At 51.6% G+C, this 14,456-nt stretch carries 13 protein-coding genes; 12 read left to right on the forward strand and 1 reads right to left on the reverse strand.

What is annotated here, in order from left to right; translation table 11 throughout:
• Positions 1-65: 65 nt before the first annotated feature.
• The 10 genes from AWM70_RS02240 to AWM70_RS02285 are packed head-to-tail and all read left to right on the forward strand — an operon-like array spanning position 66 to position 10,992.
• On the forward strand, positions 66-1,436 hold the full coding sequence (locus AWM70_RS02240) for a P-loop NTPase family protein (protein WP_068693978.1): 1,371 nt from the start codon (positions 66-68) through the stop codon (positions 1,434-1,436).
• Complete coding sequence (locus tag AWM70_RS02245) at positions 1,433-2,683, forward strand: TadA family conjugal transfer-associated ATPase (protein ID WP_068693980.1); 1,251 nt, start codon at positions 1,433-1,435, stop codon at positions 2,681-2,683. The genes AWM70_RS02240 and AWM70_RS02245 overlap by 4 nt, the downstream gene beginning before the upstream one ends.
• Position 2,684: 1 nt before the next feature.
• The gene (locus tag AWM70_RS02250) at positions 2,685-3,560 is read left to right on the forward strand and encodes a type II secretion system F family protein (RefSeq protein WP_237167808.1); all 876 of its coding nucleotides are present in this window, start codon (positions 2,685-2,687) and stop codon (positions 3,558-3,560) included.
• A 12-nt stretch (positions 3,561-3,572) separates the two neighbouring features.
• A complete protein-coding gene (locus AWM70_RS02255) occupies positions 3,573-4,445 on the forward strand; it encodes a type II secretion system F family protein (RefSeq protein WP_068693981.1) in 873 nt (290 codons plus the stop codon).
• Positions 4,446-4,483: 38 nt separating this feature from the next.
• Positions 4,484-4,678 (forward strand): Flp1 family type IVb pilin, encoded by a 195-nt coding sequence (locus AWM70_RS02260; RefSeq protein ID WP_068693983.1) that lies wholly within the window; start codon positions 4,484-4,486, stop codon positions 4,676-4,678.
• Positions 4,675-5,364 (forward strand): pilus assembly protein, encoded by a 690-nt coding sequence (locus AWM70_RS02265; RefSeq protein ID WP_151208719.1) that lies wholly within the window; start codon positions 4,675-4,677, stop codon positions 5,362-5,364. The genes AWM70_RS02260 and AWM70_RS02265 overlap by 4 nt, the downstream gene beginning before the upstream one ends.
• A gap of 60 nt (positions 5,365-5,424) precedes the next feature.
• Entirely contained in the window at positions 5,425-7,665 is a 2,241-nt protein-coding gene (locus AWM70_RS02270) for a hypothetical protein (protein ID WP_068693987.1), read from the forward strand.
• Positions 7,646-8,677, forward strand: coding sequence for a TadE family protein (locus AWM70_RS02275; protein ID WP_068693989.1), 1,032 nt, complete (start codon positions 7,646-7,648; stop codon positions 8,675-8,677). The genes AWM70_RS02270 and AWM70_RS02275 overlap by 20 nt, the downstream gene beginning before the upstream one ends.
• Positions 8,678-8,703: 26 nt before the next feature.
• Entirely contained in the window at positions 8,704-9,210 is a 507-nt protein-coding gene (locus AWM70_RS02280) for an A24 family peptidase (RefSeq protein WP_068693991.1), read from the forward strand.
• Positions 9,211-9,267: 57 nt separating this feature from the next.
• On the forward strand, positions 9,268-10,992 hold the full coding sequence (locus tag AWM70_RS02285) for a DUF6382 domain-containing protein (RefSeq protein WP_068693993.1): 1,725 nt from the start codon (positions 9,268-9,270) through the stop codon (positions 10,990-10,992).
• 19 nt (positions 10,993-11,011) lie between these two features.
• Here the strand turns inward: AWM70_RS02285 and AWM70_RS02290 are convergent, their stop codons facing one another.
• Entirely contained in the window at positions 11,012-11,929 is a 918-nt protein-coding gene (locus tag AWM70_RS02290) for a TIGR01777 family oxidoreductase (protein ID WP_068693996.1), read from the reverse strand.
• Between the two features lie 184 nt (positions 11,930-12,113).
• On the opposite strand from AWM70_RS02290, the gene AWM70_RS02295 reads away from it, so the two are divergent.
• On the forward strand, positions 12,114-13,229 hold the full coding sequence (locus tag AWM70_RS02295) for a deoxyribonuclease IV (RefSeq protein WP_068693998.1): 1,116 nt from the start codon (positions 12,114-12,116) through the stop codon (positions 13,227-13,229).
• 217 nt (positions 13,230-13,446) lie between these two features.
• Complete coding sequence (gene purU, locus AWM70_RS02300; protein ID WP_237167890.1) at positions 13,447-14,283, forward strand: formyltetrahydrofolate deformylase; 837 nt, start codon at positions 13,447-13,449, stop codon at positions 14,281-14,283.
• Positions 14,284-14,456 lie beyond the last annotated feature (173 nt).

Genomic DNA, 14,456 nt, shown 5'->3' on the forward strand with positions numbered 1-14,456 from the left:
AAGAACCGAGAAATTCGGTTTTTGACGGTGCTTTTTTTGCGTTCATCAAGAAGGGGGACACAGCAGTGGCCGTGCATATGGTGCTGGGGGTGGAAGACCCGCAGTATGTGGAGGCTTTGCTGGACTATGTGCGCAGCAGTGAATATGGCCGGCGGATTCGCATTACATCGTTCAGCAAGCCGGAGGCTTTTAAGGCCTTTTGGAACCGGTCGCCTGAAGGGACCGAACCTAAGGTTGATTTTGCCGCGGTTGAACCGGTATTTATGGAAGGATTATTGAACAAGGAGGGGCTGGCGAAGGGAGAGGAAGGAACGGAATGCCCAAAGGTCTTTGGGGAAAGAGAGCTGTTAGAGCAGCAAGATCAGAAGCGGTTGGAAGAATTGGAGTCTGAGCAGAGGCGTTTGGAAAGTTTGGAGCCGAAGCTGGTGCGGGTCTTTACGGGAACACGTGAAGAATTTTGTTTTCCTTGTCCCTGGGTCTGCCTCAGCGAATCTTCTATTGGGTTTGGGCAAGTTCAATTCCCGTCAAACATTCCGGTCATTCATAAATTTCGGCCGCTTCCGGAGCTGCTGGAAGAGCTGCTGAGATTTAGCCGGGGACAGGGAAGCGGGGGAAGGGGGCTTTCAACTGAACCGCTCCCTGCCGTACCGGTAATCGGGGTGTATGCGGTCACGGGAGGCATCGGGAAAACAACGGTTGCGCTTCATCTGGCCAAACAGATGGCCTTGGAAGGAGCAAGGGTTTGTTACCTGAACCTTAAAACTTTTGGTTTGCTCGCAGGCCTGGAGGGGCAGCTGACCGGCGACAAGGGTCCCGGCATGGCGGAGCTGCTGTATGAGCTGCAGGCGGCGGCAGAGCGCAACAGACTGCCGGACTTGCCGCCCTCTCGCTTCGCGCTGCGGCATCCTTTGATCCGTGGCGATATGTTTGGACAAGCGGCCAATCTGCGCGAGCTGCTTGAAATGGAGCATAACGACACCGTCCGGCTTCTCGATTACGTCGCAGGCAGCGGCAGTTATGATGTCGTGATCGCGGTATGTGACGCCCATCCGGACGGACGAAGCTCCGGAGTTATAGAGCGGTCTGACCGCCTAGTATGGCTGATGTTGGACGATGAAGAGGTTCTTTCAAGAACGGCTGCCGGCTGGGAATTCTGGGGAAGGGGAAGAGAGCAGGATCAGCAGAATGCCGTCCGGCTGTTGTCCAAAACGGTCTTCACACTCAATCGTTATTCCGGAGCAACGCTATACGCGGCTCCACGTCCGGAATTAATCCCGGCGGTGACATTATGCGAGGTTCCCGACTGGAAGCAGGCGAATCAGGCCAGAATTTTGGCGGATGCACCGGCTTTTCAACGGGACCTGTTGAAATTGCGCCGCAGGCTGCTGGAACGTGAGAGAAGCCGGTCAATCTCTGCAGGGAGCGAAGGGGCATGAAGGAGGAACGTTTGTCTCGGCTGCGCAGGGAGCTTCGGTCCGGACTCAACATGAATTCGCCGCTCAGCGACGAAGAGCTTCTCCAATATATTGAACGGAAAATGCTGCAAGAGCCTGATATGGCTGATTACACGGCTTCCGAGAAACGCAGACTGATCCGGCGGATGTATGATTCCTTCCGCGGTCTGGACGTGCTGCAGCCGCTGGTGGAGGATCGGAGCATTACGGAGATTATGATCAACGGACATGAAGAAATTTTTGTGGAACAAGAGGGCAGGGTTCGGCGAGTGCCTGTACATTTTGAATCCAGAGAACGGCTGGAAGACATTATTCAAAGCATCGTTTCGTCCGTCAACCGAGTTGTGAATGAGTCTGCCCCGATTGTGGATGCTCGGCTTAAAGACGGCTCCCGGGTGAATATTGTTCTGCCTCCGGTTGCTTTGAAGGGTCCTACCATGACGATCCGAAAGTTTCCGGAGAATCCGCTGACTATGGACGATTTGGCGCAGCTCGGCAGCTTAAGCGAGGAAGCGGCTTTATTTCTTCAGCGGCTGGTTCAAAGCAAATACAATCTGTTCATCAGCGGAGGGACCGGTTCAGGAAAGACGACCTTCTTAAACGCTCTGTCTCAATACATTCCGGCCGATGAACGGATTATTACCATTGAGGATTCTGCGGAGCTGCAAATCACAACCGTTCCGAACTTGGTTTCGCTGGAAACAAGAAATGCAAATACCGAAGGCCGCGGGGAAATTACGATCCGCGATTTGATCCGTTCTTCCTTGCGGATGAGGCCGAACCGGATTGTGGTCGGAGAGGTTCGCGGAGCGGAGGCGCTCGATATGCTGCAGGCGATGAACACGGGGCATGATGGAAGTCTTTCCACCGGCCACGCGAACAGCACAGTGGATATGCTCAGCCGTTTGGAGACTATGGTGCTCAGCGGAGCTGAGCTTCCGGTTTCGGTTGTACGAAAACAGATTAGCTCGGCCATTGATATTTTTGTACATCTGTCCAGGCTGCGGGACCGTTCCCGAAGAGTGACCGAAATAGCAGAGGTGGCCGGCTTTGAAGCAGGGGAAATTGTGCTCAGGTCCTTGTTTATCTTTAAGGAGGAAGGGGAGCGGGACGGCAAAATCATTGGCAGCCTCGTCCGCACGTCAAACCGGCTGCTGCACAGGGAGAAGCTGCAAATGGCCGGTATTTCGGCCGTAGATGATGCGCAGGTCAAAGGGGAGGGGGAGTAACTTGACGCCATTCAAACCGAAGCTGTCCTTTTCGGCAAGGCGTAATAAACTGAACCGTGCCGATAGAGCGGCAGCAGACTTTATTCTAAAGGCAAACAGCCAGGCTGGAAAAACAACTTCAGCTTCCAGTAATGATCTGCCTGATTACAGCAAATACATCCTGAGCAGCAGGCAAAAGGCGGCCAGCTTGTTTGCCGGAGGACTGCTGATTTGGGGGATCGGTTTTCTGTTCTTCCATTCCGTTTACCTGGCCTTGCTGCTGATATTGGCTGCCGGGTATACGCCTCGAATAGTTAGCGGATTCCTGCTGGAGCGGCGGCGAAGAATGCTGGGCATTCAGTTTAAACAAATGCTTTATTCGTTATCCAGTTCTCTGGCGGCGGGGCGTTCGGTGGAAAATGGGTTCCGGGAAGCGATCAAGGACTTGCAGTTTCTTTATCCGGACAGCAGAACCGATATGATAAAGGAGCTTTCCATTATCTGCGCCCGTCTGGAGTACGGTCAGCCGATTGAAGAGGCGCTCCAGGATTTCAGCAGGCGTGCCAGGCATGAGGATATTGCTAATTTTGCCGATGTATTTTCGGCCTGCAAACGGACAGGGGGGGATTTGGTTGAAGTGATCCGACGAACCTCGACGCTCATTGGAGAGAAGATGGAAATGAGCATGGAACTTGGAGTTGTGCTCGCCCAGAAGAAACTTGAGTCCAATTTGCTGCTGGCCGCCCCAATTTTTTTCCTGGCGTTTATGAATCTCTCTTCGCCGGATTATATGGAACCGCTGTATAGCGGAGCTGGATTGCTCATATCGGGAATAGCTTTGCTTTTATTCGGAGTATGCTTCTGGCTGATCTGGAAGATTATGAATATCCGGGTGTAAGGAGGGAAGAGCATGACAGTGGTATGGGGGGCAATTGCTGCTGCTCTGCTGGCCGCATGGCTGGCTTTGTATATTAAGGCAAAACCCATGTATGGGGATACGAAGAACGTCAAGGTGGAGGGATTAAAGCTGCAGCAAGCGGCCCCGCCTATGCTGTATGTCCTACAAAGGTTCAAGATCGGTGAACGGTTGCCCGGTCTGCTCTATAGACTGAGCGGTTTGTTGAGACGACTGTATGGGGAAACGGCAGGAGGTGAAGCGACATTTCTGTTGCTGGCGGAGCTTTTATCTTATTTCTATTTTCTGTTGATAGCCGGATGTCTGCTTGCCTGCTTGCTGGGCGGCGACAGTTCCGGATTTGTCATAGGGGTTTTGTTAGCCTTTATGATTCCTGTCGCCTTGGTCAGCGATTTAAGAAGCAAGGTCAAAAGGCGGGAGCAGGACATGCTTATCGAACTGCCGGAGCTGTTAAATAAAATCGTCCTGCTTGTAGGGGCAGGGGAGACGGTGCAGCAAGCCTTCCGGCATTGTCTGAATTCGCAGAAGGGGGCGGTCCAGCCCATTTATCAGGAATTGGACAAGATGATTACGGAATGGGACAACGGGTATTCCTTCGGCCAGGCGCTGGAGAATTTCAGCCGAAGATGTGCCCTGCAGGAGGTTGCTTCTTTCTCGACAGCCGTAATGCTGAATTACCGCAGAGGCGGCAGCGACTTCACCATGGCGCTGAGGGAGCTTTCCAACACCCTTTGGGAGAAAAGAAAATCCGTGAGCCGGACACGCGGAGAACAGGCCACCTCCAAGCTGCTCCTGCCTATGCTTTTGTTGTTTGTGATTGTTTTGATGCTGGTGGGTACGCCTGCATTTATGATGATGAGTTTTTGATCCTGTTTGGTTCGGAATTCGATAGGGAGGGACTATGGATGTTAAGTGCTGTGAAAGAAAAGCTGGATCTGTTCAGAAGAGACGATGAAGGGTTAGGAATGCTGGAGATGATTCTGATTATTGCGGTCATCGTAATCTTAGCTATTATCTTCCGGGATAAGCTGAAGGAAATACTTGAAAGCTTGCTCGGCAAAGCCAAAGGCAAAACGGAAAATTTCATGGATGATAAATGATGAAACGCATCTGCAGCAAGGAAGAAGGCTATTTTACGCTGGAGGCTTCTTTGCTTCTTCCCGCCGTATTTGTAGCGATTCTGGTCCTTATGTTTCTATGTCTTTATTTCTATCAACATGTTCTATCGGGGCAGACGGCGGCTGTGGCAGCCGAACGTATTGCCTATTCATGGAACAATAGCAGCAAGGAATCGAGGACCGGCGAATACAAGGAGAGCGAATATGACCCGCTGTATTGGAGATTAACGGACGATGCTCTGCTGCAGTCGATTTTTAGCGGGGCTGGAACCGGAACTGAAACTGGGACAACTTCCTCCAAGGAGGTGCAGACCGAACTGCCTACAGGGTCAGCAGAACCGGCAGCAGCATTGACCGTCAGAAAGCTGCAGCAGACCGGGAAAGAGCTGCCTGCGGTCTTTAATGGTCGGCTGGTTTATTCTCACCAAATGTTGAAGCGCAGCATAGAAGCGGACTTGACCAGAGAGCTGCCGGTGTCCCCTTTAAACAAAATTACGGGCGGTGATTGGGGCATTAATGTTCGGGCAGTCTCCTATATCCTAGAGCCGGCGGAGTGGATCCGAACTATCGAATTAGCGAGGTATTATGCTGCCAGATTTCAGAGTGACGGCGGGCAGGCGACCAGTCAGCATGAAGCTGGAGAAGTGCTGCGGAGGTTTGCAAAATAAGGAACGATTCTCTGGTCAGCAGATATAAAGGTAAACAAGCGGGGGAGGGGAGCAGGAGTTATGTTCAGCAAAGAGGAACGGGAGCGGGGAGCAGTCAGCGCTTTTCTGATTATGATCTTTGCGGCGGTATTTGCTTTTGTAGCGTTATTCATCGACTTCGGCAGAATGGCGGCTCTTCAAGCGCAAAGCGAGGTCACGCTTCATGCCGGTGTCCGCTCCGTCCTGTCCTCCTATGACCAGGAGCTATTGGAGAAATACGGCTTGTTTGCCGTAGGTTCTACGGACAGCAGCTATATTATGTCAAAGGTGCTCCAGGAAGGATTTGAGCATGCCGCCCGTCAGGACAGGTTCAGTTTAATGGGAGCCAAGCTTGATTCCTCGGAACTGGTGCTCTCTCGTCCTCTGGGGACATATCCGGTATTTGAACAGCAAGTCCGGGAACAAATGAAATATAAGGCTCCGGTCAATTTGATTCTTGAGCTGCTAAATAAATTCAAGCCGGTTTCGGAGGTTTTGAAGGAAGCCTCCAATACAGCGGATGTGTTGGCCAACCTTCAGAAGCTGTACGATCAAAGGGAGGAGAGGATCGACAAAGTTTTTGCCGGACAGAAATCTGCCCTGGAGGATACGGAAGCTATAGGCGGGTACATGGCTAATGATCATTTGCCCAATCGTGAAGCAGCGGGGTCAGGTGGGGAATTAGCGACGATGCAGGATGCAGTCTCCCGGTACGGGGAGTTTCAGCAAATGGTTGAAGCAGACCGCGGCCGCGAGCCCGAGGACAAGCAGCACACCTACGAGATTTACCGGTATCAGGCGGGAGTCGGCCGGATCTTCAGCGGTTTGGCCGATGCGCTCGGGAGATCGTCGGTTTCGCATCAAGAGCTGCTGCAGGACGGTCCCGCCTGGATTCGGGAGGCAGCTGATTTAAACAATCAGATGGAGAGGGTGATCCAGGAAGCGGAAGGGCGTGCGGCTGGGGGTAATTATGACGCCGTCGGCAATTCGCCAAGTACAGGAGGGGGGAACACCGATCAAACCTCCGGGGGAGCGGAAATCGGCAAAATCCGCGAGCAGACCCGTTCGCTGCTGAGAGAGGACAGCTTTTTCGAAGGATTAACCCGGCGGGTGCAGCAGCAGAATGAGCAGTTTGACCGGGTGCGGAGCAGCAGCGGTACTTTGATTGGACAGCAGGGAGCCATTCTAGCCGGAAGTGGTGACGGGGCAGTGTTCAGCTCTTCCGCTACAGCCGCCGAGCAATCGCTGGCTTCTTATCTCAGCCAGGCAGCAAGGGATTTAGCGCAAGAGGAGAAGGAAATCATGCAGCAGCGTGCTCATGAGAAGGAAATCAAGTCCACTGAAGCGGCGGCCAAAGGAAAGCTGAAGGAAGCGAAATCGCTAATCGCCAAACTTTCGGACTTAACGAGCAGTTATAAGCGGCAGCAAGCCCTATTCGATACTCTTGAGGGTTATTACCGGGATAATTTGCAGTTCAATTCGGAAGCGGTGGAAACAGGCGGGCAGGAGAACGAAGGGAGCGGTGACGATATTTATGATGCCGGAGCCGGCTCTATGAAACAAATGGACCAGTTCTACGGCGTTTTATCTTCTCTCTTGAGCCGGATGGCAGATAACGGTCTGGAGGCCGAATATGCGGCCGAATATTATCGGTCCTTTGATGTGACGAAACTGACAGCTCTAATGGAAGGCGGCGGAAGGGCTGAAGGCCAGAAGCCCGGGATTACAGACGAAACGATTGGCTCCGACGCGTTTAGGCCTGACCGGCAGGAGATGGAGTATATTTTGTACGGGTTTCATAACCCCGGTGGCAATCTGGCTGCAGCCTTCGGCGAAATTTTTACGATGCGTTTGGCTATTCGCACTATGGAGGGATTTATAGTGAATGCGAACAAAGGCCATCCGCTGCTAATTCTGGCTTCTGCTTTGCTGTATGGGGCCGAGCAGGCGCTTGCGGATATGCTGACCTTAACCCAGACAGGGAGCGTACCTCTTAGCAGATACATTAAAGTTTCGTTAAGTTATCAAGATCATCTGCGAATATTTATGCTTCTTCATGGCAGCAGCAACAAACGGCTCTCAAGAATGCTGGCACTGATTCGGATGAATACAGGCATCAATCCCCAGGAAAGGGCCACCTATGCCGAAGGAGCGGCGACAACCCGCATGAAGCTGTTGTTTCTTCCGGGAATATCGGCTGCAGTGAACAAAGTTTATTCCGGACAAGGCCAAATGGAGGGGAGCAGTTATTTTGTGGTCAAACATGCGGCTGATTCCTATTAGCAGGCTGCGTCAAAAGCCGGATCGTGAGGCTAGCAGCGGCGGAAGTATGGTGCTGGAAGCCGCGCTTGTGCTTCCATTATTTATCCTGTTCGTCTTTTTCTTCAGTTATATGGTCCAGATGACTTTGATTTCCACCCGGATGCATACGGCGGTCGTCAATTCGGTGAAACAAATCTCCTCTAATGTCTATCCGGTTTATTTGGCTGTTCAAGCGAGTGAGCAGGGGGGTGACCGGAAGGATAACGGGGGCTCCGGAGAGGAAGCAGAATTGACTAAGCCGTCTGGAGGGGAGGCGGGGTTTACGCTTCCCAAACTTTCGATTCCAGAATTTACGGGGATATTTGCGGATAAACTCCCCTCTCCTGTTTCCAAATGGCTTACAGATGCTGTGGAAAGCGGTAAGGAGCCTATTGAAGAATTAAAAACGCAAACGGCAGAAACCTTGCTGGACCCGGCGCTGAATCCGGTGCTAAAGCCTTTTTTAGAGGAAGCGGGGTTGAATCCGGACAGGGCCCATATTTCCAAAGTTGCCGTTCCTGATTTAAAGGCCGGAAAAACGCCTTACTTCGGGATCGAGATCAGCTATGAGCTGCCTATCCGCGTTCCTTTTACAGGGAACAAGCTGTTCCTGCAAGCGAAAGCATATGAGCGACTTTGGATCGGAGATACACACGAACTGGAGAAGGACGGGGGAGACGGGCAGGATAAAGCGGCGGCGAAACCTGTGGTGCTGGACAAACCTAACCCGGCTTATGCCGGCAGCAAAGCGACCATTAAGGCCCAAATCGCCCCGGGAGGCACTGCCAATTTGACGATTTATTATAAAAGTGGCAAAAGCACGGCCAAATATTTAGGAACCGCCACCGCTGATGAAAAAGGTATTCTGACTTGGACCTGGCTGGTTGGAGGAAACACGACCCCGGGCACGTGGGAGTTTATGATCGAAACCCCGGAGGGAGGGGGAGCGGAGGATATTTTTAACGTTGAAAGTCCTGGGCAGAGAAACGGTTAGTACATCTTAAACAGGGAGGGAATGGTGTGATATTGCTTTATATCGGTTGTTCTATATTTCTGGCTGCGGCGTTTTATACGGATATTCGGACGATGAAAATTCCTAACCCCCTGACCTTAACCTCCATGGTAAGCGGGTTAGCTGTTCAATTCGCCGTTAACGGCCCGGGAGGTCTTTGGTTTGGGCTTAAAGGACTGGGAGCCGGGTTTGGGATCATGCTGCTGCTGTATCTTTGCGGAGCTGTAGGCGGAGGGGATGTCAAACTGTTTGGAGGCATTGGCGCTTGGATGGGCACCTTGTTCACTCTGACAAGTCTCGTTTATTCGATTCTTGCCGCCGGCCTGATCGGATTTGTTATTTTGCTGGTTCGCGGAGAGATCGGCAGCAGATTGTCCGGGGTATGGCGCAGTATTTACGGAGCCGCTGTTCTGCATAGCTTGGGGCCGCTCAAATCTTCCAAAGAAAACATGGTTAAATTTCCATTTATGTTAGCTGTGCTGCCTGGTGTTATTACGGCCTATTTGCATTTGTAAGGAGGGAGACGCCTGAACGCCTTCAAAACGGATTTTATTGAGAGTAATGGAACCTTTATGGTGCTCACGGGGGATGGATGGCATTCGGGAAGCTTAAACCGCAATCAATGCGGAATGCTGGAAGCCAACCGGATTCCTCATGTCCTGCAATTAAGTATCGAAGAGATTGATTTTCAGGTAAAACTTCATTATGAAATCACAGGGAAACGTATGCTTGCCCATGTCCTGAAAAGTGAAAAAATGGGCCAGGCTGAATTTTACGGCCTCCTCCTTCAGATTACGACTGCCTTGGTCGAAGGTAAGAAATATATGCTTGAGGCGTTCCGGTTTTTACTTGAGGAAACTTATCTATTTATTGAGGGGAGTTTGTCAGCAGGAACCGTCTATTTAACCTATGTTCCAGTCAAAGATATTCAAATGGATGAACAATCCCCGGCGCTTTCGCAGGTTCACGGAATGGAGGTTCATAATGAAGAACGGTCCAAGTCTTCCAAAGGGCTGCTGGACTTGGTAATGCGGCTTATTCCCAGCGTCGTGGGACTGGAGGGGGCCAGCATCCAGCAAATCATAAAATTTTGCAGCAATTCGCAGACTTTCACTTATTCCGACTTTAGATCGCTGCTCCTTCAGCTGCTTGAAGGCGGGGGAGAGAGAAGCGGACAAGGACAGCTAGTCAAAAGTAGAAATGAGGATATGGACTTAGGGGGCGGAGAGATGCGATCCAACGCAAACCAAATGCCCTCCTGGAAGCTCGCGAAACCGATGGAGGAGACCGTTTATGAGCCTTGGACTAAAGCAATAGCTGCAGGTCCGGGAATATCGGCAAACGCAAGTTTGGCTGGGACGGATGGAGCGGCTGGAGAAGCTGGCGGAAGTTTTGAAGCATGGGATCTAGAGAACGGGGGAGAAAGCGATAGAAGGTTGGCATCAAGCAGACGAACTTACGTCCTGCTTGGGGCGGTGTTGGTTACAGCGCTGGGTTGGAAATTTCTATATTTGGATTCACCCGGGCAGAGCGGCCTTTATTTAGCTGCCGCGATTACATTTGCAGCAGGCTTTATTTCGATAGGGCTGCTCAGTGGAAAGCTGCCCTTCGGACAACGGAAAACAGATGAGGACATGCACAGTAGGGAAAGGCGCGGCACGGAGCATTTAGCGGCAGCCAGCGCAGCACCCAGCCTTGGTGAACTGTTAGCTCCGGTCGGGGCTGAAATTGAAGAAGACAAACATATGGAGCGGTCTTTCTTGCTGGACAGCTTATTTGGACAACGTGCGGAACATCAGTCTGGCGGATTCCGTGTGATCGAATATCTCCCTGAATCCCCAGACTCCTTAGAATCTCCTGAAGCTACGCATTCCCCAGTATTTAAGGGACAACAGCCTATCAGACCCGAGGCAGCTGGAACAGCGGACAACCAACGTCAGGTTACCGTACTGCTAAGCCGGGAACAGATTGGTTTTAACGAGACGGCTGGACAAATGGGGATACTGGAAAGGAGAGAGAAAGGAAAAGAAACCGTGCAGCGGATCGAACTGAAAGCAGGCAGCTTTGTGATTGGACGAACCGCAGAGGTTGTACAGTTTATCGAAAGCAGTCCTGGAACCTCGAGAGCCCATATTGAGATTCTGGTGAATCACCGAAACTGGAGGATCAAGGATTTAGGTTCAAGAAACGGAACGGTGTTAAACGGGGAGAACATGGTGCCTTACAAAGATTATCCCTTGTCTCCGGGAGACGAGTTCCGGATTGCTGGGGTGAGCTACAAGCTTTGCAGCGCATAACCCGCGTAATGCGGGAAGATTAGATCCCCCGCTCTTTAATATCAGCCAAAGCTTCGGCCAGTTCAGGAAATCGGAAGGTGAACCCGGCTTCCAGCGCTTTTACCGGCAGCACCTTTTGCCCGTCCAGCAGCAGGGTGGAGCGTTCTCTCAAAGCCGCTTTCAGCAGAAAAGCAGGCAAGGGCAGCCAGTAAGGCCGGTGATATTGTTTAGCGACGGCCCGTCCGAAACTGTCGTTAGTAACAGGGGAAGGAGAGACGGCGTTAACAGGTCCGGAAAGGTCGGGATTCTTAATGGAAAAATCAATCAATCTCACCATATCCTCAAGGTGAATCCAGGACAGCCACTGCTTGCCGCTGCCTACGGGTCCGCCTGCTCCCAAGAGGAATGGCAGCTTCATTAGAGGGAAGGCACCGCCTGAATTGCCCAGCACAACGCCGGTTCTTAACTTTACAAGCCTCACGCCTTCATGGGCGATTTCATCAGCTGCGTTCTCCCATCGGGTTGTTACTTCTGACAGAAAATCGACGGGAGAAGTCTCCGAATGTTCATCAAAGGTCTGCTTGGTTGAGGTTCCGTAAATGCCTACGGCCGAGCTTTGCACGACAACCTCAGGTTTATGGGACATGCGGCGGATCCACTCAGCTGTTTGCTGCACGGTGGTTAATCGGCTGTTGATGATCTGTTGTTTGGCTTGTCTGGTCCAGTTCTGATTCAACGAAGCCCCGGCAAGATTGACGACAGCATCAATCCGGCCCATAACATCCGGGCTGTCCAGTATTTGTTCCCAGCTCCATTGCTCTACGGCTGAAGGATCGATTCCTTCGATCTTCCTGCCGGGAGATCTGGTGATTAAGACAATTCGGTTTCCCTGACTGATCAGCGGAGGTATAAGCGCTCTGCCTATAAAGCCGGTTCCGCCGGCGATAGCGATCCTCATTACTAATGCCTCCTTTGATTACATACTTCAGTACAGCTGAGTACATATTTCAGTACAGCCAAGCCCCCCATTTATCCCTGGATTACACCTGGTGGAAGCTTCTAGCTTTATTTTAGCATTCACGCTAAAATAGGGGGATATCCTGAATAAATAAGAGTCAGTGATTCCTGAAAGGAGCATTCCAATGTTAAAGATAGGTTCACACGTATCCTTTTCAGATAAAGGATTAATCACAGCAACCAAAGAAGCGGCCTCTTACGGGTCGAACACTTTTATGATATATACGGGAGCCCCGCAGAATACGCGCCGCAAACCGATCGAAAGCATGAACATCGAAGAAGGCAAAGCTTTGATGCAGGAAGCGGGCATTGACGAGATCGTGGTTCATGCTCCTTATATTATCAACCTGGGTTCGTATAAGTCCAATACCTACCAGCTTGCCGTGGATTTTTTGCAGCAGGAAATTCATCGTACCCATGCGCTTGGCGTGACTCAAATTGTGCTTCATCCGGGCGCTTTCACGGACAAGGATGCCGAATACGGCGTCGAGCGGATTGCCGAAGGCCTCAACGAAGTGTTGAACGGAACGCATGAAACGGATGTTCATATTGCCCTGGAGACAATGGCGGGCAAAGGAACGGAGATGGGCCGCAGTTTCGAAGAGCTGGCGCGTATTATGGACAAGGTCACTCATAACGAACGTCTAACGGTAACCATGGACACCTGCCATATTCACGATGCGGGTTATGATATCGTAAATGATCTGGACGGCGTACTGAGCGAGTTTGACCGTCTCGTCGGCTTGAACAGAATCCAGGTTATGCACATTAATGACAGCAAAAATCCTGCCGGCTCCCGCAAAGACAGACATACGCCGCTTGGAACCGGATATATCGGCTTTGAGGCGATCAAACGTTTCACCCAGCATGAGGCGCTGAAGCATCTGCCGTTCATTTTGGAGACGCCTTGGATCGGGAAAGACGCCAAAACGCAGCGTCCTATGTACGAGGTCGAGATTGCGCTTCTGCGCGGCAATGTAGCAGAACGTTTCGGCAGCGCGTTTGTTGAAGATTTGGACAAGCTCAGAGCGTTTTTTGCCAAGCAGGATATTAAGTCTCGCAGCTTTGTGCTGGAAACCTGGAATCTGTTAAAGAACGACGCCAAAGCGAAGAAGGCGGATCCTCGTGAACCGGTGGAGCGCCTATATGATAGGGTCATGGAAGCGGAGCTTTTCACAGCTTTGAGCGAAGAGGAGATCAATCAGCGGTTGATCGCCTGGCTTGCAGAAGAGCAGGTGTAATCCGGTCTGGAAAGATGGGTGCAGCGCAAGTTCATTTCATGGTTAGACCCGAATGATGCAATTCTGTTGTTTGATTTGAACTGGGGAAGGGGCATAAGAAGGAATGACAGATAAACAGACGGAACCGCGCAGCGGAGCGCAAGAGCAGCAGAAACAGGGGCAGCACATCAAACCTCAACCGGGAAATTCAGGACAAGCCCGAGAGAATCGGGCTAGAATGCTGATTTCCTGTCCGGACGGGCCAGGCATAGTAGCGGCCGTATCTCGTTTTCTGTTTGAGCACGGGGCGAACATCGTCCAGTCCGATCAGTATACGATGGACCCGGAGGGCGGCATGTTTTTTATGAGGATCGAATTTGATCTGGATCAGCTCCCGGTGCGGCTATCATCCATGGAACAAGATTTTGAGGAGGTTGCCCGTCATTTTCGGATGAACTGGTCCATCCATCCTTTAAGCCGGCGCAAGAAGCTCGCCATCTTTGTCTCCAAGGAAGACCACTGTCTGGTGGAGCTGCTTTGGCAGTGGCAGGCAGGGGATCTGGATGCGGAGATTTCAATGGTGATCAGCAATCATCCGGATATGGGCGATTATGTCCGTTCCTTCGGCATTCCCTATCACCACATTCCGGTGACGCCGGAAACTAAAAGCGAAGCCGAACGGCGTCAGCTTGAGCTGGTGAATGGAAAGGTCGATGTCATCGTGCTGGCCAGATATATGCAAATTCTAAGTCCGGCTCTTATTCAGCCTTACCGCAACCGTCTGATCAATATTCATCATTCTTTTCTTCCTGCTTTTGTAGGCGGCAAACCTTACGCTCAGGCTTATGACCGGGGCGTTAAGATCATTGGGGCAACAGCCCATTATGTGACAGAGGAGCTGGACGGCGGTCCGATCATCGAGCAGGACGTACAGCGGGTCAGTCACCGGGATAACGTAGCCGAGCTGAAGCGGATCGGCCGGACGATTGAGCGGGTAGTGCTGGCCAGAGCTGTCAAATGGCATATCGAGGACCGGATTCTGGTTCACCAGAACAAAACGGTTGTCTTCAATTAAACCGAACAAGTAAACCGAACAAGCAGTAAATAACCAGGCACTTTCCCGGCGGAGTGATTCGCTTTCAGGGGAAGTGTTTCTTTTTTTACGAAAACAGGGTATAAACATCCTGAATTTAGGGGTAATGTATGGGGAAAGGGGCAGTATGGGCTTCAGGCGCATCAAGGCTTCGG

Source organism: Paenibacillus yonginensis (assembly GCF_001685395.1).
Classification (GTDB): Bacteria; Bacillota; Bacilli; order Paenibacillales; family Paenibacillaceae; genus Fontibacillus; species Fontibacillus yonginensis.

Excerpts from the sequence above, each read along its gene's own strand:
- AWM70_RS02245 (WP_068693980.1), top strand. The coding sequence starts at position 1,433 with ATGAAGGAGGAACGTTTGTCTCGGCTGCGCAGGGAGCTTCGGTCCGGA.
- AWM70_RS02255 (WP_068693981.1), top strand. The coding sequence starts at position 3,573 with ATGACAGTGGTATGGGGGGCAATTGCTGCTGCTCTGCTGGCCGCATGG.
- AWM70_RS02260 (WP_068693983.1), top strand. The coding sequence starts at position 4,484 with ATGTTAAGTGCTGTGAAAGAAAAGCTGGATCTGTTCAGAAGAGACGAT.
- AWM70_RS02265 (WP_151208719.1), top strand. The coding sequence starts at position 4,675 with ATGATGAAACGCATCTGCAGCAAGGAAGAAGGCTATTTTACGCTGGAG.
- AWM70_RS02270 (WP_068693987.1), top strand. The coding sequence starts at position 5,425 with ATGTTCAGCAAAGAGGAACGGGAGCGGGGAGCAGTCAGCGCTTTTCTG.
- AWM70_RS02275 (WP_068693989.1), top strand. The coding sequence starts at position 7,646 with ATGCGGCTGATTCCTATTAGCAGGCTGCGTCAAAAGCCGGATCGTGAG.
- AWM70_RS02285 (WP_068693993.1), top strand. The coding sequence starts at position 9,268 with ATGGTGCTCACGGGGGATGGATGGCATTCGGGAAGCTTAAACCGCAAT.
- AWM70_RS02290 (WP_068693996.1), bottom strand. The coding sequence starts at position 11,929 with ATGAGGATCGCTATCGCCGGCGGAACCGGCTTTATAGGCAGAGCGCTT.
- AWM70_RS02295 (WP_068693998.1), top strand. The coding sequence starts at position 12,114 with ATGTTAAAGATAGGTTCACACGTATCCTTTTCAGATAAAGGATTAATC.
- purU (WP_237167890.1), top strand. The coding sequence starts at position 13,447 with ATGCTGATTTCCTGTCCGGACGGGCCAGGCATAGTAGCGGCCGTATCT.